26 protein-coding genes and 1 pseudogene are annotated in these 26,291 nt (G+C 50.2%); 14 read left to right on the top strand and 13 right to left on the bottom strand.

Annotated elements, in window-relative coordinates; translation table 11 throughout:
- Nucleotides 1-67 precede the first annotated feature (67 nt).
- From zirT to ACLJNW_RS03330, 3 genes are all read left to right on the top strand, one after another.
- Nucleotides 68-2,050, top strand: coding sequence for a two-partner secretion translocator ZirT (zirT, locus tag ACLJNW_RS03320; RefSeq protein WP_024154612.1), 1,983 nt, complete (start codon nucleotides 68-70; stop codon nucleotides 2,048-2,050).
- A gap of 20 nt (nucleotides 2,051-2,070) precedes the next feature.
- Nucleotides 2,071-2,901, top strand: coding sequence for a two-partner-like secretion system exoprotein ZirS (gene zirS / locus ACLJNW_RS03325; RefSeq protein ID WP_001242934.1), 831 nt, complete (start codon nucleotides 2,071-2,073; stop codon nucleotides 2,899-2,901).
- A 98-nt stretch (nucleotides 2,902-2,999) separates the two neighbouring features.
- The gene (locus ACLJNW_RS03330) at nucleotides 3,000-3,557 is read left to right on the top strand and encodes a redoxin family protein (RefSeq protein WP_001119107.1); all 558 of its coding nucleotides are present in this window, start codon (nucleotides 3,000-3,002) and stop codon (nucleotides 3,555-3,557) included.
- A gap of 105 nt (nucleotides 3,558-3,662) precedes the next feature.
- On the opposite strand, the gene ACLJNW_RS03335 is transcribed toward ACLJNW_RS03330, so the two are convergent.
- Both ACLJNW_RS03335 and ACLJNW_RS03340 read right to left on the bottom strand, forming a co-directional pair.
- Nucleotides 3,663-4,001: an antibiotic biosynthesis monooxygenase family protein gene (locus tag ACLJNW_RS03335; protein WP_000051809.1), complete on the bottom strand. Its 339-nt coding sequence runs from the start codon at nucleotides 3,999-4,001 to the stop codon at nucleotides 3,663-3,665.
- Between the two features lie 27 nt (nucleotides 4,002-4,028).
- The gene (locus tag ACLJNW_RS03340) at nucleotides 4,029-4,715 is read right to left on the bottom strand and encodes a B3/4 domain-containing protein (RefSeq protein WP_000097246.1); all 687 of its coding nucleotides are present in this window, start codon (nucleotides 4,713-4,715) and stop codon (nucleotides 4,029-4,031) included.
- A gap of 43 nt (nucleotides 4,716-4,758) precedes the next feature.
- Here ACLJNW_RS03340 and ACLJNW_RS03345 point away from each other — a divergent pair, with 43 nt between their 5' ends.
- Nucleotides 4,759-5,361 carry a helix-turn-helix domain-containing protein gene (locus ACLJNW_RS03345; protein WP_000163371.1) on the top strand — a complete coding sequence of 201 codons (603 nt, stop codon included), beginning with the start codon at nucleotides 4,759-4,761 and terminating at the stop codon, nucleotides 5,359-5,361.
- A gap of 85 nt (nucleotides 5,362-5,446) precedes the next feature.
- On the opposite strand, the gene ACLJNW_RS03350 is transcribed toward ACLJNW_RS03345, so the two are convergent.
- Nucleotides 5,447-6,478 (bottom strand): mechanosensitive ion channel family protein, encoded by a 1,032-nt coding sequence (locus ACLJNW_RS03350; RefSeq protein WP_000493670.1) that lies wholly within the window; start codon nucleotides 6,476-6,478, stop codon nucleotides 5,447-5,449.
- A gap of 238 nt (nucleotides 6,479-6,716) precedes the next feature.
- On the opposite strand from ACLJNW_RS03350, the gene ACLJNW_RS03355 reads away from it, so the two are divergent.
- Nucleotides 6,717-6,971 carry a DUF2534 family protein gene (locus ACLJNW_RS03355; RefSeq protein WP_000605645.1) on the top strand — a complete coding sequence of 85 codons (255 nt, stop codon included), beginning with the start codon at nucleotides 6,717-6,719 and terminating at the stop codon, nucleotides 6,969-6,971.
- A 54-nt stretch (nucleotides 6,972-7,025) separates the two neighbouring features.
- Here the strand turns inward: ACLJNW_RS03355 and uspE are convergent, their stop codons facing one another.
- From uspE to ogt, 3 genes are all read right to left on the bottom strand, one after another.
- Nucleotides 7,026-7,973, bottom strand: coding sequence for a universal stress protein UspE (gene uspE / locus ACLJNW_RS03360; RefSeq protein ID WP_001262138.1), 948 nt, complete (start codon nucleotides 7,971-7,973; stop codon nucleotides 7,026-7,028).
- Nucleotides 7,974-8,123: 150 nt separating this feature from the next.
- Complete coding sequence (fnr, locus tag ACLJNW_RS03365) at nucleotides 8,124-8,876, bottom strand: fumarate/nitrate reduction transcriptional regulator Fnr (RefSeq protein WP_000611914.1); 753 nt, start codon at nucleotides 8,874-8,876, stop codon at nucleotides 8,124-8,126.
- 195 nt (nucleotides 8,877-9,071) lie between these two features.
- Nucleotides 9,072-9,587, bottom strand: coding sequence for a methylated-DNA--[protein]-cysteine S-methyltransferase (gene ogt, locus ACLJNW_RS03370; RefSeq protein WP_000945036.1), 516 nt, complete (start codon nucleotides 9,585-9,587; stop codon nucleotides 9,072-9,074).
- Nucleotides 9,588-9,844: 257 nt separating this feature from the next.
- On the opposite strand from ogt, the gene smrA reads away from it, so the two are divergent.
- The 4 genes from smrA to dbpA all read left to right on the top strand — a co-directional run bounded on the left by smrA (nucleotide 9,845) and on the right by dbpA (nucleotide 14,962).
- A complete protein-coding gene (gene smrA / locus ACLJNW_RS03375) occupies nucleotides 9,845-10,408 on the top strand; it encodes a DNA endonuclease SmrA (protein ID WP_001046799.1) in 564 nt (187 codons plus the stop codon).
- A 410-nt stretch (nucleotides 10,409-10,818) separates the two neighbouring features.
- Nucleotides 10,819-11,973: a methyl-accepting chemotaxis protein gene (locus ACLJNW_RS03380; protein ID WP_000945605.1), complete on the top strand. Its 1,155-nt coding sequence runs from the start codon at nucleotides 10,819-10,821 to the stop codon at nucleotides 11,971-11,973.
- Nucleotides 11,974-12,118: 145 nt separating this feature from the next.
- Complete coding sequence (gene zntB / locus ACLJNW_RS03385) at nucleotides 12,119-13,102, top strand: zinc transporter ZntB (protein WP_000387373.1); 984 nt, start codon at nucleotides 12,119-12,121, stop codon at nucleotides 13,100-13,102.
- Nucleotides 13,103-13,588: 486 nt separating this feature from the next.
- Complete coding sequence (dbpA, locus tag ACLJNW_RS03390; RefSeq protein WP_000123700.1) at nucleotides 13,589-14,962, top strand: ATP-dependent RNA helicase DbpA; 1,374 nt, start codon at nucleotides 13,589-13,591, stop codon at nucleotides 14,960-14,962.
- Nucleotides 14,963-15,005: 43 nt separating this feature from the next.
- On the opposite strand, the gene ttcA is transcribed toward dbpA, so the two are convergent.
- Nucleotides 15,006-15,941: a tRNA 2-thiocytidine(32) synthetase TtcA gene (gene ttcA / locus ACLJNW_RS03395; RefSeq protein WP_001156218.1), complete on the bottom strand. Its 936-nt coding sequence runs from the start codon at nucleotides 15,939-15,941 to the stop codon at nucleotides 15,006-15,008.
- Between the two features lie 51 nt (nucleotides 15,942-15,992).
- Nucleotides 15,993-16,196, bottom strand: a pseudogene (locus tag ACLJNW_RS03400) (tyrosine-type recombinase/integrase); the annotation flags it as partial.
- On the opposite strand from ACLJNW_RS03400, the gene ACLJNW_RS03405 reads away from it, so the two are divergent.
- Complete coding sequence (locus ACLJNW_RS03405; RefSeq protein ID WP_000089155.1) at nucleotides 16,152-16,304, top strand: hypothetical protein; 153 nt, start codon at nucleotides 16,152-16,154, stop codon at nucleotides 16,302-16,304. The pseudogene ACLJNW_RS03400 and the gene ACLJNW_RS03405 overlap by 45 nt on opposite strands.
- Nucleotides 16,297-16,635 carry an SMR family transporter gene (locus tag ACLJNW_RS03410; RefSeq protein WP_000159240.1) on the top strand — a complete coding sequence of 113 codons (339 nt, stop codon included), beginning with the start codon at nucleotides 16,297-16,299 and terminating at the stop codon, nucleotides 16,633-16,635. Before ACLJNW_RS03405 ends, ACLJNW_RS03410 begins: the two co-directional genes overlap by 8 nt.
- A gap of 49 nt (nucleotides 16,636-16,684) precedes the next feature.
- On the opposite strand, the gene uspF is transcribed toward ACLJNW_RS03410, so the two are convergent.
- The 3 genes from uspF to ACLJNW_RS03425 form a co-directional block, all read right to left on the bottom strand.
- Nucleotides 16,685-17,119 carry a universal stress protein UspF gene (uspF, locus tag ACLJNW_RS03415; protein WP_001082301.1) on the bottom strand — a complete coding sequence of 145 codons (435 nt, stop codon included), beginning with the start codon at nucleotides 17,117-17,119 and terminating at the stop codon, nucleotides 16,685-16,687.
- A 481-nt stretch (nucleotides 17,120-17,600) separates the two neighbouring features.
- The gene (nifJ, locus tag ACLJNW_RS03420) at nucleotides 17,601-21,125 is read right to left on the bottom strand and encodes a pyruvate:ferredoxin (flavodoxin) oxidoreductase (protein ID WP_001193240.1); all 3,525 of its coding nucleotides are present in this window, start codon (nucleotides 21,123-21,125) and stop codon (nucleotides 17,601-17,603) included.
- A gap of 60 nt (nucleotides 21,126-21,185) precedes the next feature.
- Entirely contained in the window at nucleotides 21,186-21,485 is a 300-nt protein-coding gene (locus ACLJNW_RS03425; protein ID WP_001137722.1) for a hypothetical protein, read from the bottom strand.
- Between ACLJNW_RS03425 and ACLJNW_RS03430 the strand changes: the two genes are divergently transcribed.
- Nucleotides 21,401-21,667, top strand: a complete 267-nt coding sequence (locus ACLJNW_RS03430) for a DUF333 domain-containing protein (protein ID WP_001200680.1) — start codon at nucleotides 21,401-21,403, stop codon at nucleotides 21,665-21,667. The two genes, ACLJNW_RS03425 and ACLJNW_RS03430, sit on opposite strands and share 85 nt — an antisense overlap.
- Nucleotides 21,668-21,710: 43 nt before the next feature.
- Here ACLJNW_RS03430 and hslJ read toward each other — a convergent pair whose 3' ends face one another.
- Both hslJ and ldhA read right to left on the bottom strand, forming a co-directional pair.
- A complete protein-coding gene (gene hslJ / locus ACLJNW_RS03435) occupies nucleotides 21,711-22,121 on the bottom strand; it encodes a heat shock protein HslJ (RefSeq protein ID WP_000750316.1) in 411 nt (136 codons plus the stop codon).
- Between the two features lie 110 nt (nucleotides 22,122-22,231).
- Complete coding sequence (gene ldhA, locus ACLJNW_RS03440) at nucleotides 22,232-23,221, bottom strand: D-lactate dehydrogenase (RefSeq protein WP_000762206.1); 990 nt, start codon at nucleotides 23,219-23,221, stop codon at nucleotides 22,232-22,234.
- 239 nt (nucleotides 23,222-23,460) lie between these two features.
- Here ldhA and ACLJNW_RS03445 point away from each other — a divergent pair, with 239 nt between their 5' ends.
- Both ACLJNW_RS03445 and ACLJNW_RS03450 read left to right on the top strand, forming a co-directional pair.
- Nucleotides 23,461-26,097, top strand: a complete 2,637-nt coding sequence (locus tag ACLJNW_RS03445; RefSeq protein ID WP_000677019.1) for a YdbH family protein — start codon at nucleotides 23,461-23,463, stop codon at nucleotides 26,095-26,097.
- Complete coding sequence (locus tag ACLJNW_RS03450) at nucleotides 26,097-26,288, top strand: YnbE family lipoprotein (RefSeq protein WP_000784063.1); 192 nt, start codon at nucleotides 26,097-26,099, stop codon at nucleotides 26,286-26,288. The genes ACLJNW_RS03445 and ACLJNW_RS03450 overlap by 1 nt, the downstream gene beginning before the upstream one ends.
- Nucleotides 26,289-26,291 lie beyond the last annotated feature (3 nt).

The raw sequence follows: 26,291 nt of genomic DNA on the forward strand, positions 1-26,291 counted from the left end.
CGCTAAATAAACATCTTATTTAAATGCTCCCCCTGCCAGGCAGGGGGATATAGCAGGAGACAATAAAGTGGTTTTTTCTAAAAAACCCATTACTAAATATATAACCTGGGCCATTGTTACCAGTCAGATTTCACTCCCGGTCATCGCTGATAGCGATAATGAAATTCAGTCGTGGATTGCGGGGACGGCATCGTCTATTTCTCCGCATCTGCAGGAGGGGACGCTGGAGGATTATGCCAAAGGAAAAATAAAGGCGTTACCAGGGCAAGCCGCTAATCATCTGGTGAACGAGGGGATAAAGAACGCTTTTCCGGAGATTATTTTCCGTGGTGGCGTCAATCTTGAAGATGGCGCGAAATATCGCTCATCAGAGTTCGATATGTTTATTCCCGTCCAGGAAACAACATCGTCTTTACTCTTTGGCCAGCTTGGCTTTCGCGACCACGACAGCAGCAGTTTCGATGGCCGCACCTATGTTAACGTTGGTATGGGTTATCGCCAGGAGGTCAATGGATGGCTGCTCGGCGTCAATACGTTTCTGGATGCCGACATCCGTTATTCCCACTTGCGTGGCGGCATTGGCGGGGAAGTTTATAAAGACAGTCTGGCCTTTTCCGGCAACTATTATTTCCCTCTCACCGGCTGGAAAACGTCAGCAGCGCATGAATTACATGATGAGCGTCCGGCATATGGCTTTGATCTGCGAACAAAAGGCACGCTTCCCGATTTTCCCTGGTTCAGTGGCGAGCTGACATATGAACAGTATTACGGGGATAAAGTTGATCTATTGGGTAACGGTACATTAAGCCGGAATCCCCGCGCCGCAGGTGCGGCTCTGGTCTGGAATCCTGTCCCCTTGCTTGAGGTCAGAGCAGGATATCGGGACGCCGGTAACGGCGGATCGCAGGCAGAGGGCGGTCTGAGAGTCAACTATTCCTTCGGTACGCCGTTACATGAACAGCTTGATTACCGCAACGTTGGGGCGCCGTCGAATACGACTAATCGGCGTGCCTTTGTCGATCGTAATTACGATATCGTCATGGCGTATCGGGAGCAGGCCAGTAAAATCCGCATTATGGCAATGCCGGTGTCAGGCCTGTCCGGGACGCTGGTGACATTAATGGCGACGGTAGATAGCCGTTACCCGATTGAGAAAGTTGAGTGGTCGGGTGATGCGGAGCTTCTCGCCGGACTTCAGCTTCAGGGGAGTTTGGGCAGCGGCCTTATCCTTCCACAACTTCCGCTGACGGTGACCGACGGTCAGGAGTATAGCCTTTATTTAACGGTGACTGACAGCCGGGGTACTCGCGTGACCTCCGAGCGTATCCCGGTAAGGGTGACACAGGATGAGACCAGTTTCCGTTCCTGGATAAATGTTATCAATGACGATGTTCAGGTTGAGGACGGCAACTTTGTTATCAGTACGCCGCTTCCTGCCGGAGAAGAGGGGAAGGTTATTGAGTGGCACTACGTGCGCGAGCGTTCTGAAGAGGAGTGGGCGTCGCTCAAACCACGTCATATTAAGTATCAATCAGATACGCCGGGTCTGGCATTTAAAGCGCTCGGTGGTACAGAGCGTGACGGCCATTGGGTTGAACGGGTTCTGGTGACCCATATCGGCGATGATGCCCGCTCGCTCAAATTACATATTGAAGCAAGCGGACCAGACGATAAACATCCGGTGAAGGGTACCGTACTACTACAAGCGCAGTCAGACAGTATTGCGCAGAAGGTCACTTCTGTGGAGGTGCTTTTTACGCCGGGTACTGAAGAAGCCAACGGAAGCGTTACTGCGCCAGTCGTCGGAACAGAAATGCGAGCCAGAACGCTTTGTGTAAATAACACGGACTGTACTGATGCGTTTAATTATCAGTGGGAAATCTCGGATGAAATGAAATCCTGGCAATCCGTACCGGGTGCGACAAAGGCCACCTGGCTTATCCCTTATAGCCTTAACGGGGAATCGCTACAGAATAAATATATCCGCGTCAGAATTATTTCTGATAAAGAAAATGCCAAGAGTTCTACCGCAGCATCTGATGCGAATTAATGTTTTAAAAAGGATCAACAGTGCGTATGTCGAAACATAATCTTATTATCTATAGCCTGCTTCTGGCGGCTGTGCCGATAAGCGTCTTGGCGGATTCGTCGACAACGTCCGCGGCAACCGTCGGGATGTTTTCTCCACCTACGGCGCCGAGCGTTGGGCACAGGCCTGGAACACCTCGTGATACCTACGAATTGCAGTTTAATGGACTTGGCTTTTCTATTGAAAAGTATACACCTTTTCCGGGAATGACTATTGCGAGGAATGCCAGAAATGTAGGCATCAGAGATCCGGATAATAACTATCAGTCTGCGGAAACTTTTACTACAGTATGTACGTATTATCAGATCAATAAAGATAACTCTCAGCATATACTTAAACGTGAAAAGCCATGTGAGCATAAATTTAATATCCAAAAGGAACATCGGGGTTCAAAGATTAAATTAGAAATTTATAATGAAACGGATATGGCTTCAGCGTCAGGGTACACGCCTGTGCCATCGGTATCTGAGTTCCAGTATATTGAAACAGAAACTATATCTAATACGCCAAGCCCAGATTTAACAGTTATGAGTATAGATAAGTCTGTATTATCGCCGGGTGAAAGTGCCACCATCACAACTATTGTTAAGGATATCGACGGGAATCCTGTAAATGAAGTTCACATTAATAAGACTGTAGCGCGTGAAAATTTAAAAGGCTTATGGGATTATGGCCCTCTTAAGAAAGAAAATGTTCCAGGTAAATATACACAAGTTATAACCTATCGTGGGCATAGTAATGAACGTATTGACATATCTTTTAAATATGCAATGAGTTTCACGAAAGAAATTTCCATCAGAGGAAGACTATAAAACTATATTAATTATTATGACTAATATAATTCTTTTTATCACCATCATCTTATTATGGATGTTCACCTGGTTTTTTAGCGGATTGCTAAATAATTATTATGGCTAAAAGAATACAAACGTTAAAAGGAGAAGTTTTTATGACACCAGCAACAACACAAGATTATATTTCATTGGGTCAGGAACACGCTGTCACCTTTGGCAAAACGCAGCTGACCCTCAAACCCGGTATACTGGCTGAAGGCGAACCATTACCCTGCACAAAGGGGCTGGTGAGCCATAATTTATTACCGGGTTACTGTATCCCGGGGATAAAAAAGCGGATTATTGTCGTCCCGTCACTGGATACGCCGGTTTGTGAATGGCAGGTAAAAGACTATAGTGACCGCCTTAAATCAGCGGGTAGCCACTCAAACCGGGCGGTATATGTGCTGAGTATGGATACGCCATTTGCTCAGGCCCGTTTTATTCGGGAACATGATATTCATCCCGGCATAACCTTTGTTTCTGACTACGCTTGCCGCCAGTTTTTGGATAATTCCGGGCTGAAAATTAATGAGCTCAGTATTTTTGCCAGAGCGTTGATAGAGTGCGATGAAAACAATGTGGTTACGCGTGTTAGTGTACCACGAGATATCACTCATCTTCCTGTTTACTAATCACTTATATCAGCACCGCCCCTGCACAGAGAACCGAATAACCGGCAATGCAGGGGCGCAGGCATTCTCTTGTGTGCCCCCACATTTAATATATATACTATTGCATCACGCATAAGGAACTGAAAATGATGCCAGCGGATGGGGCAGGTTAACGTTATGGCACCCCTGAATTTCTGCAATAATCGTCTGGTAACCGGAAAGCCACTTATGACTTTGTGATTTGGCCTGCTGGTGCTGTAAATTATTTATCAATAGCTCCATTGATTCGCGGGTCTGCCAGTAATAATTATTAACTATTCTTCCGCTGGCGGCATCGGTATAGCTTTCCATCCCAATATAGCCATCAATAGACTGCGTATAGCGCTCAATCCAGCCATCCAGTTGATAAAACTCTTCGTCGTACTCTTTTTTTTCGAAAATAAAACTTGTCAGAAACAGCGACATGGTATTTCTCCTGTTACGCAATATCAATCAAACACCTATCAACGTGGATTCAAAACGTAAACCTGGCATCATTTTTTTAAGGCCGTCAGTCAGCATGTTTCCTGCCGCGTACAATTCATCAACCGGCATTTCCGGCAAGCTTTCAAGGATAAACCACATCGTTTTATCTGAAGCGCTTAGTCGGGTACGTACTCCCTGACGCCAGTTCCAGCGCCGACAGGTGACGCCTCTGTCATCGCGCCAGATAACTTCGCCCGGTTCTGGCGACTCGGTGGCGGGTTGTCCTTCTTTCAGAGTATCAAATGTTTCACTACCGTCTGCGAAAACCAGCCGCGGCGATCCACAATAAGCCGCGCTATTTTCGCCGCCTACCGGTACGGCATAGCGCAGGCTCACCGCGTTATAAAGATCCACGACCGGATCCAGCGCCGCCATTGTTCCATCCTTCAACACGCGTTTTCGTAGCGCTTCAGCCGAGCAGGGGGTGCGCTTTGGTTTTGCGCCGAATGCTTTAAACACCGCATTCCAGGCGTCTATATGCGCCTGTGCCCACGCCGGTTGGCCGTTAATTACGGCCTGACAGGCCTCTTTTAGCGCGATTTCTCCGACCTGCGCATCGCGAATCGGAGCGGCAATAACATTAATACTTAATGCACGAAAGCCGGGAGCGATACGGGCCAGTTCCGGGCTGATTGACGGTAACATAGAAGACATCGCATAATCCTGTAATGACTATTTTCTTCTATGATATCGACCAATGACCAAAAAAGTCAACTTATCGACCACGGCGGGCGCCGACGTCAGCACAATAAATGAAGCTGTTTCCCAACGTATCAAACAATTTCGTAGCCAAAAAAAGATGTCGCTGGATGAGCTTGCGCGGCGTTCCGGCGTCAGTAAAGGAATGCTGGTGGAAATTGAAGGCTGTAAAGCCAATCCAAGCATTGCGCTGTTATGTAAGATCGCGGCGGCAATGGGAGTGTCCGTGGCGGATGTTGTCAACGTCGCCAGCGAGCCGATGGTCCATCTTATCGACCGGGATGCTATTCCGGTGTTGTGGCGCGGCGAGAAAGGCGGCAGCGCAAAACTGATGGCGGGAACCAGCGGGCCAGATATGCTGGAACTCTGGCAATGGATAATGCATCCTGGTGAACAGTTTGAATCGGCAGGGCATCCGGCAGACACCTGTGAATTACTGTTTGTTAATCAGGGAACACTGACATTAACAGTCGACGGTAGACGCTTTATTATTCGGGAGGGCTGCTCCGCTGTAGCCAGAACCGACATGCCTCATGCCTACGTTAACGACACTAATGAGGTGCTTGAATTTACCATGACGGTGAATGAAAAGAGCCGTTGATCACCGTGAGGAAGGCGCTAACAACCCGTCATTCGGACAGGGAAGCCTCGGTGCCCGATAAGCGTTATCGGGCACCGGCTATCTTTTATTTTATCGCAGGCGCGGCCTCCGGGTCATCGATATAGAGCGTCTGGCTTGGGAAGGCGAAGTCAGCGCCGTTTTCCTGGACAATCGCAATAATTTTCAGGTAAACATCCTGCTGTACGGCAAGCCATTCCTGCCATACTGTTGTTTTGGTAAAGCAATACACCATAATATTCAGCGAAGAGTCGGCGAATTCATTAAAATAGACCAACAGCGTCTGTTTCTGATCGATATCGCTGTGCGCCTGCAACATGTTTCTGATAGCGTCAACAATGAGGCCAATTTTGTCGGCATCTTCGTAACGTAATCCAATAACCGTTTTTATTCGACGGTTGGTCATCCGTCCCGGATTCTCAACGCTAATGGATGAAAAGACGGAATTAGGCACGTACAACGGGCGGTGGTCGAATGTGTTAATTCGTGTAATTCGCCAGCCGATTTCGGCGACCGTACCTTCGATATTTCTGTCAGGAGAACGAATCCAGTCTCCGATACTGAAGGGGCGATCGAAATAGAGCATAATACCGGAGAAAAAATTGCTCAGGACATCTTTGCCCGCCATACCAACAGCGATACCGCCGATACCGCCAAAGGTCAGCAGACCGGACAGACTCATGCCAAAATGTTCGCCATACAGTAAGACAATCGCGACAATAATGGTTATTTTTATGACCCGTGCCAGAATACGTGTACTGGTGACATCTCTACCTTTATTGACCTGTGCTTTTTCAAATTGGTTAATAATCAGGAAAAGTTTTATCGTCAGAATAAGCGCAATGAGTGAGGTGCAGATAAAATCAATGACCCCGGAAGAGATAAAACGCAAATTATAATCTTCAATAGCATTATTCAGGATGCTCCCGATGGTTCCAATAATAATCGCGTAAATAAAAAACTGTGCCGCATGGAACGTGAATCCTTTCTTCCACTGTACGTTACGGCTGAGCCAAAATCTCACGACCAGCAACGCCATACCGCAACTGAAAAGTATCGCCAGATTAAATGCGTTTTTGAGAAAAAATTCAGTGAACATTATTGTTTTCCGCTCCTTCCTACGATAACAGCTCAGAATGACCTGATTAACAGGTATTTTACCCAGGATAAACGCGTAGATCATCGATAAGTAAAAAGAAGAAATAGTGCTATCAGCTTTAATCTCAGCGGTTTACTTTTTATGTAAATACAATGTCACGTTTTATGGAGCAGACATCGCGTGATTGTCATGGTATTGTTGCTATCAGGTAACAAAGTCATCTGTAAAGGACAATACTATGATCATGATGAAGCTGAAATCGGCGAAGGGGAAAAAATTTCTGTTATGCCTGCTGGCAGTGTTTATCGTTGCGGCATCGGTGGTAACGCGCGCGACTATCGGCGGTGTGATTGAGCAATATCATATTCCACTGTCCGAGTGGACAAGCTCTATGTATGCCATTCAGTCGGCAATGATTTTCGTTTACAGTCTGGTGTTCACTATTCTGCTGGCGATTCCTTTGGGGATCTATTTCCTCGGCGGAGATGAGTAACAGGAATGAGGTATTGGCCGGATGGCAGCGCCATCCGGCAGGACGGAAGAGGGATTAATCGTCCTCGTCGTCCAGTTCAACCGGTGTTTGATACTCATCAGGCTTAATGACTAACAGGTCGCAGCGCAGATGGTCAATGACCTGTTCGGCCGTGTTCCCCAGAAACGCGGCCGAGAGTCCGGTACGTCCAACGGTGCCAAGCACAACGATCCCCGCCTGGAGATGTTCGGCAAGATCCGGGATAACTTCTTCAGGCAAGCCTTTTTCTACATGCGTAACTTTTTCATCGATGCTGAATTTCTGGCGCAGCGCTTTCATCGCCAGTAAATGCTGGCCTCTGATGGCGTCGTTATACACGCTGGGATCAAATTCCGGCAGCTCAATGGCGATATTGATTGGCGTAACGGGGTAGGCGCCGACCAGGTGCACTTCGGTATGATTAACCTGCTCCGCCAATTGTAAGGTCTCTTTTACCAGCTTTTCGTTGAGAGCATTGTGATAGGGCTCTTCGCTTGCCAGGTTCACGGCGACCAGGGCTTTGCCGCCCTCTGGCCACGGCTGATCTTTGACCATCCACACGGGGCTTGGGCATTTACGCAGCAAATGCCAGTCGGTAGGGGTAAAAATGACCGCTTCCAGTCGATCGTGCTGATGCGCCATTTTCAACACCAGATCGTGACTGCCGGCGATAACCTCCTGAATGATGGCCTCAAAGGGACGATTGTGCCAGACCACTTTAATTTCAATGGGGACACCGGCTTCAAGATAATATTTCGCCTGCTCACGTATCCAGGCTGTGCGTTGGCTTATTACGCCCTGACGCATTGCGGTGCGTTCGTCAGGAGAAAGCAGGGTGGTCATCTCATACGAGAAATCGTAAATAGGCAGGAAAGCTTTAATTTTGCCGCCAATCCGTTGATGCAAATAAACTGCTCGCCGTAATGCGGGTTGGTCGTCCTGATTGGGATCGATGACCACCAGCATATTTTGATACATAGCCATACAGGGTCTCCTTACAACTGTCATCGCAGTTTGTAACTAAAGAGTAACTCAAATATGGTGAATGAAACAGAGGAAGCGCTTCTGCCAGATCAATAAATGAGAAAAATTTAACGATATGGCAGAAGATAACATCAATGGTTTAGCTGACGTTTAAGCGACGTTGCGGGTATGACCGGCGAGGGCTGCCAGCGCATCGCTGTTTTCAATAGTAATATACTTACCTTTCACCGCCAGCATGCCGCTTTTCTGGAAACGCCCCAGCAGACGGCTAATGGTTTCGACCGTTAAGCCCAGATAGTTGCCGATATCGCCACGGGTCATTGTCAGGCGGAATTCACGCGGTGAGAAACCACGCTGCGCAAAGCGGCGGGACAGGTTGTAAATAAACGCAGCCAGACGTTCTTCGGCGTTTTTCTTCGACAATAACAGGATCATATCCTGATCGCCTTTAATTTCACCGCTCATCAGACGCATCATTTGCTGACGCAGGTTAGGCATTTTGCCGGACAGGTCATCCAGCGTCTCAAAGGGGATTTCACATACCATTGAGGTTTCCAGCGCCTGTGCAAAGCTCGGATGATGACCGCTGCCAATGGCGTCAAAACCCACCAGGTCGCCTGCTAAATGGAATCCAGTAATCTGCTCATCGCCTTGCTCGGTAATGGTGTAGCTCTTAATCGTTCCGGAGCGGATAGCATAGAGCGATTTCAGTTCATCACCTGCTTTAAACAGAGTTTGCCCTTTCTGAATGGGCTTTTTGCGCTCGATGATATTATCAAGCTGATCAAGCTCATGCTCGTTAAGTGTGAACGGGATGCAAAGCTGGCTGATACTGCAATCCTGGCAATGGATAGCACAACCGCCAGACTGAATGCGCCGTATAATTCGCTTTTCCGGGATCATAGGTCTGCTCAAGCCGTAATTGATATTTGTCAATTTTAACATCTTTTTGGTGAGCGCGTAAGTCTGAGCTATCCCGGAGAAGGAATAATTCAAGTATAAGTTTGATGAATACTTTTATCTATTTGAAAACACGTAATTTATTTGTTGTTGCTTTACATAAAAGTGTGACCGATAAGGCACTTTTTGCCTGTATATTCATAATAAAAGATAGCCTTCATGGCGTAATAGCCACTCTTTTCGCTGCACGCCGCCTGCGTATCCGGTCAGAGTGCCGTTACGCCCGATGACGCGATGGCAGGGAACAACAATACTGATGGGGTTAGCACCATTCGCAGCACCGACTGCGCGTGCGGCGCCCGGTCGTCCCAGTTGCGCCGCCAGTTGACCATAGTGCATCACCTGCCCGCAGGGGATAGCGCGCAACGCCTGCCATACTTCCCGTTGAAAAGGTGTGCCCCCCGTGGCGGTTTCCAGGGTATCAATTACGGCGAGATTGCCTGCAAAATAATCTGCAAGCTTATCGCTGAGTCCACCGGGGTTAGTCGCAGAAACGCGTTCATAGCCTTCGTGACGGTAGTGGATATTTAGCAGTTGCTCCATACGATCGCGGTACTGTTCCCACTCAATGGCCCGCAGTCGAAACTGCTCATCGCAAACCACCCATAACGGTCCTAATGGCGTGGCTATCTTCTCTTCAAGTAATCTCAGCATCCGTTCTCTCACATCGTCTTAATCTAACGTAAGAGACAAGATATCATGCCAGGAATACCCGCAACCATACTCCTTAAAAGATAGTCAGGGATAACACATTTAGCGACAGTAATATCGTAGGCGGAGAAAAAGAGAGCCTGGCGAGGCGGTTAATTGCCTGACATTGTCGCTGTTATTGGAAATAACTGTAAACCGTTGTCGGTATAACAGGGCACGGTTATGATAACGGCAGTCGCAAAAACGCTGGAGGATGAACCATGAACCTTGACGATAAAGCGCTGTTTCTTGACGCCATGGAGGATGTCCAGCCGCTGAAACGCCATACTGATGTACACTGGCAGCCAACGCGTAATCTTAAAACGCCCCAGCGTATCGACACGCTTCAGCTTGATAATTTCCTGACGACGGGCTTTCTGGATATTCTGCCGCTGAATGAACCGCTGGAATTTCGTCGGGAAGGATTGCAGCAGGGTGTCATCGACAAGTTACGCAGTGGGAAATACCCTCAGCAGGCCAGCCTCAATTTGTTACGCCAGCCGGTCGAAACGTGCCGAAAAATGCTGTTTCGTTTTATCCTGGAGGCGCAGAAAGAGGGGTTGCGTAATGTCCTGATCATTCATGGTAAAGGGCGAGAGGCGAAGTCGCATGCCAATATCGTCCGAAGCTATGTGGCCCGCTGGTTGACAGAGTTTGAAGATGTACAGGCTTATTGTTCGGCGCTGCCGCACCATGGCGGCGGCGGGGCATGTTATGTCGCGTTACGTAAAACGGTGCAGGCTAAACAGGATAACTGGGAGCGCCATGCGAAGCGTAGTCGGTAAATCGTTGCCGCTGGCGGACAGGACCGCCAGCGCAAGCTCGCGCGAACCCGATTTTATGCCTGATATAACGCCTCATCCAAACGCTCAGGATTCTGCAAGAGAACGGGCGATAACGCTGTCCACGGTAATAACACGGAGAAACAGTCATTCGCTTATTTAAGCGTCTATTAAAATATACTGGCTTTCGACTTAACTATTAAGCAGAAAATGGTGATAAGTACATCACTTGTCAATATGGCTGGATGAATATCCTGGCATAGCGAATATAGATGATTTTATCTGTTGCATTAAGGGAAATGGCGATGGTCTGGTATTGAATATGGAGAATGTCAAAGAAACGAATGGCAATAGATATCTGAAATGCTATAAAAATAAAACCTGTCTCCTATCCTGGTTGTAGGCCGTCAAAAATGTTGAGAAATATCAGCGTCAGGATATGCATTATTCTATTCATGGTATGTACGTTTCTTTTGGTGGATACTTTACAAATAACCTTTCTGCACGATCTCCCTATTTTAATTACGTGTAATATCATTTATCTGATCTCGACATTACTGCTTTGGTGGTATATGACCTGCTATCTGGTAGTGCCGATTAATACCGTGAAGAAAAGTATTGAAGAGGTCGCAGCAGGAAACTTGTCTATTCATATCTCCGAATTTGGCAATAATTGCGCCGGGCGACTCATCCCCGGAATTAATAGCCTGTCGGAGAATATTTCCGCGCTGGTACGCGAAATCAGATCCTCTTCGCAAACGGCAATGACCCTTTCCGAACAACTGGCGGCGCGCAGTATGTCGCTATCCGTAAAGACGGAACAGCAGTCGGCCTCGTTAATTCAAACTGCCGCCAGTATGGATGAAATGGCGGCGAGTACCAAAAACAATGCGGATAATACCCGAATGGCGAGCATACAGGCGGATTGTGCAACCCAATGCGCCCGTAAAGGCGGTGAATTAATGGTGCGGGTTACAGAAAATATGCGTTCTATTACCGACTGTGCCTCGCAGATGACGGAGATTATTTCATTGATTGACGGTATCGCATTCCAGACTAATATTCTGGCGCTTAACGCGGCGGTAGAGGCTGCGCGGGCGGGCGATCATGGAAAAGGTTTCTCCGTGGTGGCCGGGGAAGTGCGTAATCTGGCGCATCGTAGCGCTGAGGCGGCAAAAAATATCAAGGCGCTGATCGACGTTACGCATGACAATGTGCGGCAGGGGGCCGCCATAGTGCAGGAGGCTGAAAAAAATATGCAGGAGATTGTTGGCGGTTCCGGGCAATTAAACGTGCTGATGAGTGAAATTTCCACCACCACGCGGGAGCAGGAAAAAGGCATTAACCAGATAACACTGGCGTTGAGCGATCTGGAAAGCGCAACCCATAGCAATGTCTTAATGGTTGAAGCGCTATCTGCTTCTTCGGATGTTTTAAAGGCGCAGGTGATCGAGTTACAGACTAAAACCGACAAATTTCGTTTAAGCCAGCCGGGTTACAGTGAACATGCGCTGTCGCGCTCTCATGTATCACCTCTTTCGACCATCACCAGGCGCGGCCAGGCCTGATAATACATGTTTGGTAAGCGCCTGTTGCTAAGGCGCTTTTTTCGCACGTTCCCGTCATTCTTTTTGCGCAATGAGAAAATGAGAGATTGCTTAACCTTTCCCGAAAGCTAGACTAACGGCATCAGAGTTGTAACGTGGAGGCGCTGTGGAAGCCATTAAGGGATCGGATGTGAACGTGCCGGATGCCGTTTTCGCATGGCTACTGGATGGTCGTGGTGGAGTAAAACCGCTCGAAGATAATGATGTGATCGATAGTCAGCATCCCTGTTGGCTACATCTTAATTATACCCACCCGGACAGCGCCCGCTGGTTGGCTTCAACGCCTTTACTCCCCAATAACGTGCGTGATGCGCTGGCTGGTGAAAGCTCGCGCCCGCGCGTAAGTCGTATGGGGGAAGGGACGCTCATTACGCTGCGCTGTATTAATGGCAGTACTGACGAACGCCCGGATCAATTAGTGGCAATGCGTTTATATATGGACGAGCGATTCATTGTGTCTACCCGTCAGCGAAAGGTTCTGGCGCTGGACGATGTGGTCAGTGATTTGCAGGAGGGCACCGGGCCCGTAGATTGCGGCGGCTGGTTAGTGGATGTGTGCGATGCGTTAACCGATCACGCCAGTGAATTTATTGAAGAGCTACACGATAAAATTATCGATCTGGAAGATAATCTTCTCGACCAGCAAATCCCACCGCGCGGTTTCCTCGCATTGCTACGTAAACAGCTAATTGTTATGCGCCGCTATATGGCGCCGCAGCGCGACGTCTATGCCCGGCTTGCGAGTGAACGGCTGCCGTGGATGAGCGACGATCACCGGCGCAGAATGCAGGATATCGCCGACAGGCTGGGAAGGGGGTTGGATGAAATTGACGCTTGTATCGCGCGTACTGGCATCATGGCGGATGAAATTGCCCAGGTGATGCAGGAGTCTCTGGCGCGCAGAACTTATACCATGTCGCTTATGGCGATGGTTTTTCTGCCCAGCACCTTCTTAACGGGGTTATTTGGCGTTAACCTGGGCGGTATTCCCGGCGGCGGATGGCGGTTCGGCTTTTCTCTGTTTTGTATTCTGTTAGTTGTCTTGATCGGTGGTGTTACTTTATGGTTGCATCGCAGTAAATGGTTGTAACAAAAGCGCTTTTCAGACCATTTCGGGTGAAAAAACGCCGAGAAATTTGAGCGAAGTCAATAAACCATCTACCTATTCGGGGCAATATCTCTCTCGCAGGTGAATGCAACGTCAAGCGATGGGCGTTGCGCTCCATATTGTCTTACTTCCTTTTTTGAATTACTGCATAGCACAATTGATTCGTACGACGCCGACTTAGATTAGTCGGCTTTTTTTTGCCTGTAGACTATCTGCGTCTACCCTTTAAGAGTCTGAATGACATTCTGGAGGGTAATATGAGCTGTCTTTTGACCTTATTATATCTACACTCGTCCTTGTCGGACCCGATTCCCACTGACCCTGTTCCCATTCCTGAGCCGCTTCCCCGTCCTCAGCCGATGCCCGACCCGCCGCCGGACGAAGAACCGATTAAAATGTCGCATCAAACGCCCGGATCTGCGAGGATACGCGCCTGCTGACTATGAGTCGTTACCGCGAGAGTAAATTGTGACCGCTTTTTCAACCCTGAATGTTTTGCCCGCCGCCCAGCTCAATAATCTTACTGAGCTGGGCTATCTTGAGATGACGCCTGTTCAGGCCGCAGCATTACCCGTCATTCTGGCGGGAAATGATGTGCGTGTGCAGGCCAGGACCGGTAGCGGCAAAACGGCGGCGTTTGGTCTTGGGCTCTTGCATCGAATTGATGTCACTCTGTTCCAGACACAGGCATTAGTGCTGTGCCCGACGCGGGAGCTGGCGGATCAGGTAGCCGGGGAGTTACGTCGCCTGGCCCGTTTTCTGCCAAATACCAAAATTCTGACCTTGTGTGGCGGGCAGCCCTTTGGCGTACAGCGCGACTCGCTTCAGCACGCTCCGCATATCATTGTCGCGACGCCGGGGCGCCTGCTGGATCATTTACAAAAAGAAACCGTATCGCTGGATGCGCTGCACATTCTGGTAATGGATGAAGCAGACCGAATGCTGGACATGGGATTCAGTGACGCCATTGATGAGGTGATCCGCTTTGCGCCTGCGACGCGCCAGACGTTGTTGTTTTCAGCAACCTGGCCTGAGGCCATTGCGGCGATTAGCGGTCGTGTACAGCAGCAGCCAATACGTATTGAAATCGATACGGTAGATGCGCTACCGGCTATCGAACAACAGTTCTTCGAAACGTCTGCGCATGAAAAAATTTCGCTGCTACAAACGTTGCTTAGCCAGCATCAGCCAGCGTCCTGCGTGGTATTTTGCAATACCAAAAAAGATTGTCAGGCCGTTTGTGATGCGCTTAATGCGGTAGGACAAAGCGCGTTGGCGCTCCACGGCGATCTGGAACAACGCGACCGCGACCAGACGTTGGTGCGTTTTGCAAATGGTAGCGCGCGCATTCTGGTTGCCACCGACGTTGCCGCGCGAGGGTTAGACATTAAATCGCTCGAACTGGTGGTTAACTATGAACTGGCCTGGGACCCGGAGGTGCATGTCCACCGTATTGGCCGTACGGCGCGCGCGGGAAGTAGCGGTCTGGCGATCAGTTTCTGCGCGCCGGAAGAGGCGCAGCGGGCAAATATTCTTTCAGAAATGCTGCAACTCAAGCTGAACTGGCTGAATGCGCCCGCCCGGCAGCCGTTACTCCCTCTGGCCGCAGAGATGGCTACCCTATGCATTGACGGCGGCAAAAAAGCGAAAATGCGTCCGGGAGATATTTTGGGCGCGCTGACCGGCGATATTGGATTAGACGGGGCGGATATTGGCAAAATTAACGTGCATCCAATGCACGTTTACGTCGCCGTACGTCAAGCAGTAGCGCAAAAAGCCTGGAAGCAGTTGCAAAACGGGAAGATCAAAGGCAAGTCATGCCGGGTACGGCTATTAAAATGATCGATAGCATGGCGTCTCAGCGGAGTGCTGAGACGCCTGCAGATTATTTCACTTCGATAACATCAAGCCGCAACGCCTCTAAGGAGGTGTCATCTTCTTCCGGCTGCCAGCCAGCGGGCTGCAAGGGAATCTCTTCACGATCGAACGCTAAATCGCCGCCGTCGACGACCTCGGAACCGTGAGTGATCCCTTTGAAATCGAACAGGTTAGTGTCACAAAGGTGAGACGGCACGACATTCTGCATGGCGCTAAACATCGTCTCGATCCGTCCAGGATAGCGCTTATCCCAGTCGCGTAGCATGTCGGCAATCACCTGGCGTTGCAGGTTGGGTTGCGAACCGCACAGATTACAAGGAATGATAGGAAAGGCTTTGGCCTCAGCAAAACGGACAATATCTTTCTCGCGGCAGTAAGCCAGCGGGCGGATCACAATATGTTTGCCGTCATCGCTCATCAGCTTCGGCGGCATCCCTTTCATTTTTCCGCCATAGAACATATTCAGAAACAGGGTTTGCAGAATATCGTCGCGGTGGTGGCCCAGGGCGATTTTGGTCGCGCCCAGTTCAGTCGCCGTACGATACAGGATACCCCGACGCAAACGCGAGCACAGCGAGCAGGTGGTTTTTCCTTCCGGAATCTTCTCTTTCACAATGCCGTAGGTGTTTTCTTCGACGATTTTATATTCTACGCCTAGCTGCTCAAGGTAGGCTGGCAGGATATGCTCCGGGAAACCTGGCTGCTTTTGATCGAGGTTGACGGCGACCAGTGAAAAATTGATCGGGGCGCTTTGCTGCAAATTACGTAAAATTTCCAGCATCGTATAGCTATCTTTGCCGCCAGAAAGGCAAACCATAATGCGATCGCCTTCTTCAATCATATTAAAATCGGCAATCGCTTCGCCAACGTTACGGCGCAGGCGCTTTTGCAACTTGTTGAGGTTGTATTGCTCTTTCTTTGTATTCTTTTGAATTTCTTGCATTATTTCAGTTCTCTGGTACTAAATGGGGCAAATTGGGGGCAAACTTTGCAATTACGATAACCGCGCATTCAACATCGCTACTTGTTCGTCGTTCATGTCATCAATCCACATACCGTAAATTTCATACACCATCTGCGCAGTTTCATGCCCCATTTGGCTGGCGATAAATGCCGGGTTCGCTCCTGCCGTCAACAGCCAGCAGGCAAAAGTATGTCGCGTATGGTACGGATTACGGCGACGAATGCCAGCACGTTTTTATGGCAAGATACGCAATGGTTCAAAAGCGTCTTTATTCTGTCATCCGTATTACTTAAGATATCATCACGACCCGAAAAATATTGGAACGAAGAGATGTATGACTAAAGAAGCTGTAATCTTTCTATTTATCGCCATCGTGGTAGAAGTTATCGCCACGATCTCATTAAAATTATCAGATAGTTTTACGCGTCTGGTACCGAGCCTCGTTACTATCATCGGATATTGTATTGCGTTCTGGTGTCTTACCATCCCAATGCGAACCATCCCTGCGGGTATCATTTATGCTATTTGGTCTGGGGTAGGGATTGTTCTTATTGGATTGATAGGATGGTTATTTCTCGGCCAAAAACTGGATATGCCGGCTATTATTGGCATGTTGCTTATCATCTGCGGCGTAATCGTAATCAATCTGTTTTCAAAAAGTGTCAGTCACTAGGCGATGATGATTGATTTGAGCCCGCACTCTCTTATGCGGGCTCGGGTATTTAGCGTACCACCAGTACGGAGCATTCCGCATGACGCACAACGGCTGCGGCGTTGGAACCCAACAGATAGGTAGTAATATCCGGGCGATGCGAGGCGATAATCACCATATCGGCCGGTAATTTTTTTGCCATTTCCAGAATCTTATCTTTAGGAGAGCCTTCTGCAACGTGCGCCTGCACGCGGTCCGCGGGAAGGTTGAATTTCTTGATAATCGCTTCCAGTTGCGATTTGGCTTCGGCTTTCAAATCGTCCATTGCGGGAAGCTCTGCTGAATAAGCCAGTCCCAGTGAAGCGTAATAGGGCAAAGACGGGATTACAGTCAAAAAGTGCACTTTAGAGTCGTCAATCTTTGCTTCAGCTTCAACATGCGAAATCACGCGTTGAGTTAATTCTGAATCTGAAATATCGATGGGTACAAGAATCGTTCTGTTCATAAAACCTCCTGTTTAAGTATCCACTGAAATTCTACTCCCTAAAGGCACTTTATGTACAATGACATACGTCACATTTTAGGTGCTGCTCCACGATACTCTGCGGGGACTGCCTACAGGGGAGGGCGACGTAATATTACGCGTATTCCACGTAAATAATCAGCGAGTTGACGTTAAAACGTTATTTCTGCCTTGTCAGGAAAGACCTAAAAAGAGATGTTACCGTTTAATTCAATAATTAATGAAATAATTCGCAGTGAAATAGATATAATTTATACGAATGCTTTTGGGGGTATTATACGAAATAAAAATTATACAATATCATTCGGTTACGATATTCTACGCCTGTTATATGCCTTTATTGTCACATATTCATTTTGTCGCTGGGCCATTGCGTTAACCTTTGCTTTCCAGCGTATAAATTGACAAGCCCGAACGGATGTTCGGGCTTTTTTTGTTTCCAGGTTAATCCTTAGAATATTTTTTAATCTGCGCCGGGTTTTTCCGCTTTTCCTGCCAGCAAGGCAAGAAAGTCATAGCGTTTTTGCAAATCCAATGCGGCATCTCGCCATAATTGTTCAGCTACTTCAGGCTGTTGCGCATTCAGGCGACGGAAACGCTGTTCATTAAGCAACGTTTCCGCCAGGGCATCAGACGGTGGCCGAGAGTCCAGAGCCAGCGGCGGCTTGCCTTCATCCGCACGGCGGGGATCAAAGCGGTATAACGGCCAGAAACCGGTCGCCGTTAACTGGCGCATCTGGTCATGGCTTAGCGCCAGATCGTAACCATGTTCCTCACAGGGGCTATAGGCAATGATCAGCGACGGTCCTGGCCAGGCTTCGGCCTCCTGGATGGCTTTCACCGTCTGGTTTAACTGCGCGCCCAGCGAAATTTGCGCGACATAAACATGACCATACATCATCATGCTGACGCCAAGATCTTTACGGGCTTTACGCTTGCCATGTTCGCCAAACTTAGTGACGGCACCAAGCGGCGTCGCCTTCGACGCCTGGCCGCCAGTATTGGAATAACACTGCGTATCCAGAACCAGAATATTGACATTCTCCGTCAGGCTTAACACATGGTCTAAACCGCCAAAGCCGATGTCGTATGCCCAACCATCGCCGCCAATCAGCCAGATTGATTTTTCTACCAGCGCATCAGCATCCTTTAACAGTTCCTCTGCGCCCGCAACCGATTTCAGATGTTGGCGTAATGCGGCGACCTGCTCACGCCGAACGTCAGGCGTTGCTTCGGCATGCAGCGCATCGTTTAATTCCGCCGGGATGCGATCGGCGAATTGCGCCAGTAATCGCATGACGCGCGCCCGGTGCTGATCCACGCTCAGACGGAAACCGAGACCAAATTCCGCGTTATCTTCAAATAACGAATTCGCCCATGCCGGGCCGCGCCCGTTGGCATCAGTGGTATAAGGCGTAGAGGGTAAGTTACCGCCGTAAATAGAGGAGCACCCCGTGGCGTTAGCGATTAACATTCTGTCGCCATATAACTGAGTCAGCAGTTTAATATACGGCGTTTCACCGCAGCCGGAACAGGCGCCGGAATATTCAAACAGCGGCGTAATAAGCTGCGATGTGCGGATATCAATTCGTTCCAGTTTGCTGCGATCGATTTCCGGTAAGTCGAGGAAGAAGTCATAATTCACTTTCTCTTCTTCCACATGCTCAAGGCGCGACATCATGTTAATCGCCTTGATCTGTGGATTTTGCCGATCTTTAGCCGGGCAGACCTCTACGCATAAATTACAGCCAGTACAGTCTTCCGGCGCGACCTGCAGCACATATTTCTGGCCGCGCATATCGCGGGACTTCACGTCCAGCGAATGCAGACTGGCTGGCGCGTTCTCCATCGCCTGCGGGGAAACGACTTTTGCACGAATCGCCGAGTGAGGGCAGGCGGCGACGCAGTGATTACATTGTGTACACAGTTCCTCTTTCCAGACAGGAATCTCTTCGGCGATATTGCGTTTTTCCCAGCGGGTGGTGCCCATCGGCCATGTTCCGTCTGGCGGCAGGGCGGAAACAGGCAGTGCGTCGCCAAGGCCCGCCAACATGGCGGCGGTAACGGTTTTCACGAAATCCGGCGCGGCGTCGGAGACGACCGGCGGGCGATGCGCGCTGTGCGGATTAACCGCCTGCAACGGCACTTCCGCCAGCGATTCCTGCGCCAGAGCCAATGCCTGCCAGTTACGCTCAACCAGATCCTGTCCTTTGCTGCTATAGCTTTTGGCAATCGCGCCCTGCAGCTCAACCAGGGCGCTATCGCCCGGAAGAATATGCGTCAGGTGGAAGAAAGCCATTTGCATGACGGTATTGATGCGGGCGCCAAGTCCACATTCGCGGGCGATTTTCGCCGCGTTAACCACGTAAAAACGCGCCTTTTTCTGATTCAACACCGCCTGAACTTCTTGCGGCAGACGCGACCAGACCTCGTCGGCGCTGTACGGCGTATTAAGCAGAAAGATACCGCCGGGCTTTAGACGCTCCGCCATCTGATATTTATCGATAAACTGTAATTGGTGGCAGCCGACAAAATCCGCCTGAGCAATTAAGTAAGCGGAACGAATGGGTTTCTCGCTGACGCGCAGGTGCGATACCGTGAGCCCGCCAGCTTTTTTAGAGTCATAAACGAAATAACCTTGCGCATACCACGGTGTAGAATTACCGATAATTTTAATATTATTTTTCGTGGCGGATACGCTGCCGTCGCTTCCCAGACCGTAAAATAACGCTTCAAGTTTAGCGCTGCCGGGCAGGGTATTTTCCGGTAATGGCAGCGAGAGGTTAGTAACGTCATCATAAATGCCCACCGTAAACCGTGGTTTGGGTTTCGCATGGCTGAGTTCATTAAAGACCGCCAGTACGCACGCCGGGCCGAACTCTTTGGATGATAGCCCATAACGGCCGCCAATGGTGCGCGGCAACGTTTCGCGCTCGCCATTATTAAAGGCTTCCGCCAGTGCGGTCATCACGTCCAGATAAAGCGGCTCGGCCTGCGCGCCAGGCTCTTTGGTGCGATCCAGCACGGCGATAGCGCGAACGGTTTCCGGTAATGCCTGTAACAAATGTTTGGCGGAGAAGGGGCGGAACAGACGGACTTTCAGAACGCCGACCTTTTCTCCGCGTATCAGTAGCTCGTCCACGACCTCTTCGCAGGTGCCGAGGGCGGAGCCCATCATAATGATGACGCGTTCAGCCTGGGGATGGCCATAATATTCAAATGGCTGGTACTGACGGCCCGTAGCGTCGCCAAATGCCTTCATCGCCTCTTCAACATGATCATAAACGGCGTTGTACCACGGGTTGGTCGCTTCGCGAGACTGGAAGTAGGTGTCCGGATTCGCTGAAGTTCCACGAATCACCGGATGTTCCGGATTCAGCGCGCGGGCGCGGTGAGCGTCGATCTCCGCCTGCGGCATCAGGTTCAGAATGGTTTCATCCGTTAGCGGTATAATTTTGTTGATTTCATGCGATGTACGGAAGCCATCAAAAAAATGAATAAACGGAACGCGGCTTTTCAGCGTAGCCCTGTGTGCGATCAGCGCAAAATCCTGCGCTTCCTGAACGCTGGCGGCGCATAACATCGCGCAGCCTGTCTGGCGGACCGCCATCACATCGGAATGGTCGCCAAAAATAGAAAGCGCGTGTGTGGCGACAGTGCGCGCGGCAACGTGCAGTACAAACGGCGTGAGCTGCCCCGCCAGTTTATACAGCGTTGGAATCATCAGCAGCAGCCCCTGCGATGATGTAAATGACGTAGAAAGCGAACCGGTTTGTAACGCACCGTGAACGGCGGCGATCGCGCCGCCTTCCGACTGCATCTCTACCACACGCGGCGTATCGCCCCAGACATTTTTAAGCCCATTACCGGCCCAGGCATCCGCTTGTTCAGCCATTGTCGAACTGGGCGTAATCGGGTAAATGGCGATAACTTCGCTGGTACGGAACGCCACCGACGCTACTGCGCCATTACCGTCAATTGTTTGCATATGACACCCTTACATTGCGCAAAAAAGAGGGACACGCATAATCGTGAGCGCATCCTGTAGTTATCCTTTTATTTTAGCAAAGCCCTTCAAGCCCCATTTTCGCTTTTGTGTCCCTGGCGGGAGGAGAATGGCGATTTCTTGCCGAAAAGACGTAAAAAATTGCCAATAAATGTTAATGAAGCGCATAAATGCGCGCTTTGCCTCTCGACGCGTCAGTTTCTGCTGCCTATTATTTAGGGCGGTGTCGTTTGGATGAATAAACAGAGGGGAGAGAAATGCGCGCAGCGTTTTGGGTGGGATGTGCCGCGTTATTATTGTCGGCTTGCAGTAGCGAACCTGTTCAGCAGGCAACCGCGGCACATGTTTCGCCAGGGATGAAAGCGGCGATGTCCAGCGCCGGCGAAGCGAATTGCGCTATGATTGGCGGTTCGCTTTCAGCGGCCCGGCAGCTTGATGGTTCAGTAATTGGTATGTGCGCGCTACCCAACGGCAAACGTTGTAGCGAACAGTCGCTTGCCGCCGGAAGCTGCGGGAGTTATTAAGCGCGGCGTTTCGCCTGACGCGTATAACTTTTCACTTAATGGCTTAGTGCGCTAAATCCGCCAGTTTATACATTAGCGTTGTTTCTGCCGTCGCCAGCGTTAATTGGTTCGCGGTTAAATCGACCTGTGCGCCCTTGCTGAAGAGCTCGCTGAGGGTGCCGTCCAGCGCGTTAAGCTGTGGATCGGCGCACATCATTCGGGTCATCGCTAAATTTTTCACTTTTAATTCGCCGTCCGACAGTTTTCCTTCGCCGGTGAATTGATTGCACATTTTGCCGGATACCGTCATGTCCTCGCCAAAGCTGAGCTCCGGGCCGGTGACCGTTTTACCGTTTACGCTTTCCAGAACAAAGCGGTGGTGCTCCAGTTGCTCGCGTTTGACGGACACTTTTCCACTGCTCACACACCCTGTCATTATGATGCTCAGGGCGACCAGCGTGACGCTTTTCTTCATTGATATTCTCTGTAATCTGATAGTTAACACTGACTATAGTAATGATATGACCGGATAGATCTTCAGGGGTTATCCGAAAATGCTCCCCTGAGCGCAGGGGAGCGACAGGATTAGAACAGCGCGTTCGGGCAGGCTTCGCCCTTCTCAAGCTGGCTTAAGTTTTGTAACGTGGTTTCAGAGATGCTGATCAGCGCTTCTGCGGTCAGGAATGCTTGGTGCCCCGTAAACAGTACGTTATGGCAGGCCGACAGACGGCGGAAAACATCATCCTGGATAACATCGTTTGACTTATCTTCAAAGAACAGGTCGCGTTCGTTTTCATACACATCCATCCCCAGCGAGCCGATTTTCTGATTCTTCAGAGCTTCGATAGCCGCCTGGGAATCAATCAGCGCGCCACGACTGGTATTAATGACCATAACGCCATTTTTCATTTGGTCGAATGCCGCATGGTTCAGTAAATGGTAGTTTTCCGGCGTGAGCGGGCAGTGCAGGGAAATGACATCCGATTCGGCAAACAACGTTTGCAGATCCACATACTCGACGCCGAGATCAAGCGCGGCGGTGCTGGGATAGGGATCAAACGCCAGTAAACGCATTCCAAAGCCTTTCAGGATACGCAGCGCGGCGACGCCGATTTTACCGGTACCAATGACGCCAGCGGTTTTTCCGTGCATGGTAAAGCCGGTCAGTCCCTCAAGGGAAAAGTTAGCGTCGCGGGTGCGTTGATAAGCGCGGTGAATACGGCGGTTCAATGTCATCATCATGCCAATCGCATGTTCAGCGACGGCTTCCGGAGAATAAGCCGGTACGCGCACCACCTGCAAACCGAGCTCTTTTGCGGCATCCAGGTCGACATTATTAAATCCGGCGCAACGCAGCGCGATGTATTTCACGCCGTGTTTTTTCAGCTCTTCCAGTACCGGTCGGCTCCCGTCGTCATTCACGAAGATACAAACTGCTTCACATCCATTGGCGGTTTTCGCCGTTTTCTCGGTTAGCAGAAAATCAAAAAACTCCAGTTCAAAACCGAACGCTTCGTTCACTTGCTGTAGATATTTCTTGTCATACTGTTTGGTACTATAGACGGCGAGTTTCATATGACCTTCTCCAGTGATGTTTGAATCACACAAATATGCTTAAAATTATCTTACAAAAAATCAAAAATAATTGATAGTCATACATATAATGAATAATTTTAGGTTATCATTCTCCACAACGCCTCAAATAGCCGGAGGGCGCCCCTGCAACATGAACTATTAGGCTATGTACGGGCAATCATGCCAAAATAAAGAGATAGCCGACTGAATTTTTCGTTAAATCAGGAAATTAATGGCCCATGAAGGGTAAATATAAAGCCGCCCTTGCGCTACTGTTACTGCTGATTCTTATCCCTCTGACGCTACTGATGACCCTCGGGCTGTGGGTTCCCACTCTGGCGGGAATTTGGCTACCCGTCGGTACCCGTATCGCTCTGGAACAAAGTCCACGCCTGACACGTCATGGGTTAGTGATTCCCGATCTTCGCTATCTGGTCAATGATTGTTCGTTAGCGCATATTACCCAGGCGGAACTGACGCATCCCAGCCGTTGGTTGCTGAATATTAAAAGCCTCAAACTGGATGCCGCATGCCTGGCGAAACTGCCCGCTACGGAAGCTTCCCCCGCCGCGCCGCGTACGCTGGCGCAGTGGCAGTCAATGCTGCCCAATACCTGGATTAACATCGATAATGTCATTCTCGCGCCCTGGCCGGAATGGCAGGGCAAGCTGGCTATCTCCATGACGCCGGTCATTCAGCAGATACGTTATCAGGGCGAAAAAGTAAAATTTCAAGGGCAGCTACGCGGTCAAGCATTGACGGTGAGCCAACTGGAGATCGCCGCGCTGGCCAACCAGCCTCCCGTTAGCCTGGCGGGGGAATTTGTGTTGCCGCTGGTACCGGATGGCCTGCCGGTCAGCGGTCATGCGGCAGCGACCTTGCGTCTGCCGCAGGAACCGTCGCTGGTGGATGCGGAACTGGAGTGGCGTGATAACGCCGGACAGCTCATCGTGATGGCGCGAGGTAATCCTGACCCGATTCTCGATCTCCCTTGGGCGGTAACGCGTCAGCGGCTTACCATCAGCGATGGCCGCTGGAACTGGCCATATCAGGGATTCCCCTTGAGCGGACGTCTGGCTTTTAATATAGATAACTGGCAAGCCGGGCCGGATAATGCGCGAGTCAGCGGACGCCTGAATATTCTGACCCAGGGCGATGCCGGTAAAGCGAACGCGGTACTGACTATCGGCCCGGGAAAACTCAGCATGGATAGCAGTGAGATGCCTCTACAGCTTACCGGCGAGGCTAAACAGAAGGATTTAATCTTTTATGCCGTCTTGCCCGCTATGTTCCGCGGCAGTCTGGTCGATCCGCAGCTCACCTTTGCACCTGGCGCATTGCTACGCTCGCGCGGACGGGTGATTGATGCGTTAGATATTGATGAAATTCGTTGGCCGCTGGCGGGTGTTAAGGTGACGCCGCGCGGCGTTGATGGTCGATTACAGGCTATTTTACGGGCGCACGAAAATGAGATGGGCGATTTCGTTCTTCATCTTGATGGCCTGGCCAATGATTTTCTCCCTGATGCTGGTCGCTGGCGGTGGCGCTATTGGGGGCAAGGAAGCTTTACGCCAATGCGCGCCCGCTGGGATATTGCCGGACAGGGCGAATGGCATGATAACACCATCAGGTTGACCAGTTTGTCCACCGGTTTTGATCAGTTGCACTATGGCGCAATGACCGTCACATCGCCAAGACTGGCGCTGGATAAACCTATTGTCTGGGTTCGCGACGCCACAACGCCGTCGCTACAGGGCGCGCTGTCTCTGGTGGCGGGGAAAACCGTATTTACCAGTGGGAGCGTGCTGCCGCCTTCTACCCTTAATTTTAGCGTTGAAGGGCGAGAGCCAACCCTGTTCCAGTTTAAAGGCGACCTTCGGGCGGGGGCGATAGGGCCGGTACGGCTGAATGGGCGCTGGGATGGCGAACGCCTTCGTGGACAGGCCTGGTGGCCGAAGCAGTCGCTTATCGTTTTTCAGCCGTTGCTTCCACCGGACTGGAAAATGACGCTGCGCGAAGGCTCACTGTATGCGCAGGTGGCTTTTTCCGCCGCACAGGGGCAGGGGTTTGAAGCCGGTGGACACGGCGTGTTAAAAGGCGGTAGCGCCTGGATGCCGGATAACAAAATCAACGGCGTCGATTTCATTCTGCCATTTCGCTTCCACAACGGTGCGTGGCAATTGGGGACGCGCGGGCCCGTCTCGCTGCGTATTGCCGGGATAGTCAACCAGGTCACGGCGAAAAATATCACCGCCGATTTACAGGGTGGTTATCCCTGGAGCGAGTCGAATCCATTACTGCTAAGCGATGTCAGCGTAGACGTGCTGGGCGGTCAAATCATTATGAAACAGTTGCGAATGCCGCAGCACGACCCGGCGCTTTTACGGGTGCAAAATATTTCATCCAGCGAATTGATTAGCGCCATAAATCCAAAGCAATTCGCCATGTCTGGTCCGGTTAGCGGCGCGCTGCCGCTGTGGCTGAACAATGAAAAATGGATAATCAAAGATGGCTGGCTTACGAATCCTGGGCCAATGACGTTGCGTATCGATAAAGATACTGCGGATGCGGTGGTGAAGGATAATGTCACGGCAGGCTCGGCGATCAACTGGCTACGTTATATGGAGATTACGCATTCGTGGACGAAAATTAACGTTGATAACCTGGGCGTACTAACGATGCAGGCGGCTATTACCGGCAAAAGCCGGGTAGATGGTAAAACCGCGATCGTTAACTTGAACTATACCCATGAAGAAAATGTGTTTACGCTGTGGCGCAGTTTGCGTTTTGGCGACAATTTACAGGCATGGCTTGAACAAAATACAGCGTTGCCGCAACCTCCTTGCCGGAAAGACAAGGACTGTGAGGATAAATAATGAAAATGAGTATTGCCATGCTGTCAGCGCTTGCGTCATTTATCGTGGTGGGGTGCACGCCACGTATTGAAGTCGCCGCGCCGGAACAGCCGATTACCATCAACATGAATGTAAAGATCGAGCATGAAATACATATCAAAGTCGATAAAGACGTTGAAGAACTCCTGAAATCACGCAGCGATCTATTCTGAGGC

The sequence above is a fragment of the Salmonella sp. SAL4457 genome (genome assembly GCF_046548235.1).
GTDB classification, from domain to species: Bacteria; Pseudomonadota; Gammaproteobacteria; order Enterobacterales; family Enterobacteriaceae; genus Salmonella; species Salmonella enterica.

Bases quoted from the DNA above. Each gene is read 5' to 3' on its own strand.
- ACLJNW_RS03330 (WP_001119107.1), top strand. From the start codon at position 3,000: ATGGCTAAAAGAATACAAACGTTAAAAGGAGAAGTTTTTATGACACCA.
- ACLJNW_RS03335 (WP_000051809.1), bottom strand. From the start codon at position 4,001: ATGTCGCTGTTTCTGACAAGTTTTATTTTCGAAAAAAAAGAGTACGAC.
- ACLJNW_RS03340 (WP_000097246.1), bottom strand. From the start codon at position 4,715: ATGTCTTCTATGTTACCGTCAATCAGCCCGGAACTGGCCCGTATCGCT.
- ACLJNW_RS03345 (WP_000163371.1), top strand. From the start codon at position 4,759: ATGACCAAAAAAGTCAACTTATCGACCACGGCGGGCGCCGACGTCAGC.
- ACLJNW_RS03350 (WP_000493670.1), bottom strand. From the start codon at position 6,478: ATGTTCACTGAATTTTTTCTCAAAAACGCATTTAATCTGGCGATACTT.
- ACLJNW_RS03355 (WP_000605645.1), top strand. From the start codon at position 6,717: ATGATCATGATGAAGCTGAAATCGGCGAAGGGGAAAAAATTTCTGTTA.
- uspE (WP_001262138.1), bottom strand. From the start codon at position 7,973: ATGGCTATGTATCAAAATATGCTGGTGGTCATCGATCCCAATCAGGAC.
- fnr (WP_000611914.1), bottom strand. From the start codon at position 8,876: ATGATCCCGGAAAAGCGAATTATACGGCGCATTCAGTCTGGCGGTTGT.
- ogt (WP_000945036.1), bottom strand. From the start codon at position 9,587: ATGCTGAGATTACTTGAAGAGAAGATAGCCACGCCATTAGGACCGTTA.
- smrA (WP_001046799.1), top strand. From the start codon at position 9,845: ATGAACCTTGACGATAAAGCGCTGTTTCTTGACGCCATGGAGGATGTC.
- ACLJNW_RS03380 (WP_000945605.1), top strand. From the start codon at position 10,819: ATGTTGAGAAATATCAGCGTCAGGATATGCATTATTCTATTCATGGTA.
- ttcA (WP_001156218.1), bottom strand. From the start codon at position 15,941: ATGCAAGAAATTCAAAAGAATACAAAGAAAGAGCAATACAACCTCAAC.
- ACLJNW_RS03405 (WP_000089155.1), top strand. From the start codon at position 16,152: ATGTCGCGTATGGTACGGATTACGGCGACGAATGCCAGCACGTTTTTA.
- ACLJNW_RS03410 (WP_000159240.1), top strand. From the start codon at position 16,297: ATGACTAAAGAAGCTGTAATCTTTCTATTTATCGCCATCGTGGTAGAA.
- uspF (WP_001082301.1), bottom strand. From the start codon at position 17,119: ATGAACAGAACGATTCTTGTACCCATCGATATTTCAGATTCAGAATTA.
- nifJ (WP_001193240.1), bottom strand. From the start codon at position 21,125: ATGCAAACAATTGACGGTAATGGCGCAGTAGCGTCGGTGGCGTTCCGT.
- ACLJNW_RS03430 (WP_001200680.1), top strand. From the start codon at position 21,401: ATGCGCGCAGCGTTTTGGGTGGGATGTGCCGCGTTATTATTGTCGGCT.
- hslJ (WP_000750316.1), bottom strand. From the start codon at position 22,121: ATGAAGAAAAGCGTCACGCTGGTCGCCCTGAGCATCATAATGACAGGG.
- ldhA (WP_000762206.1), bottom strand. From the start codon at position 23,221: ATGAAACTCGCCGTCTATAGTACCAAACAGTATGACAAGAAATATCTA.
- ACLJNW_RS03445 (WP_000677019.1), top strand. From the start codon at position 23,461: ATGAAGGGTAAATATAAAGCCGCCCTTGCGCTACTGTTACTGCTGATT.
- ACLJNW_RS03450 (WP_000784063.1), top strand. From the start codon at position 26,097: ATGAAAATGAGTATTGCCATGCTGTCAGCGCTTGCGTCATTTATCGTG.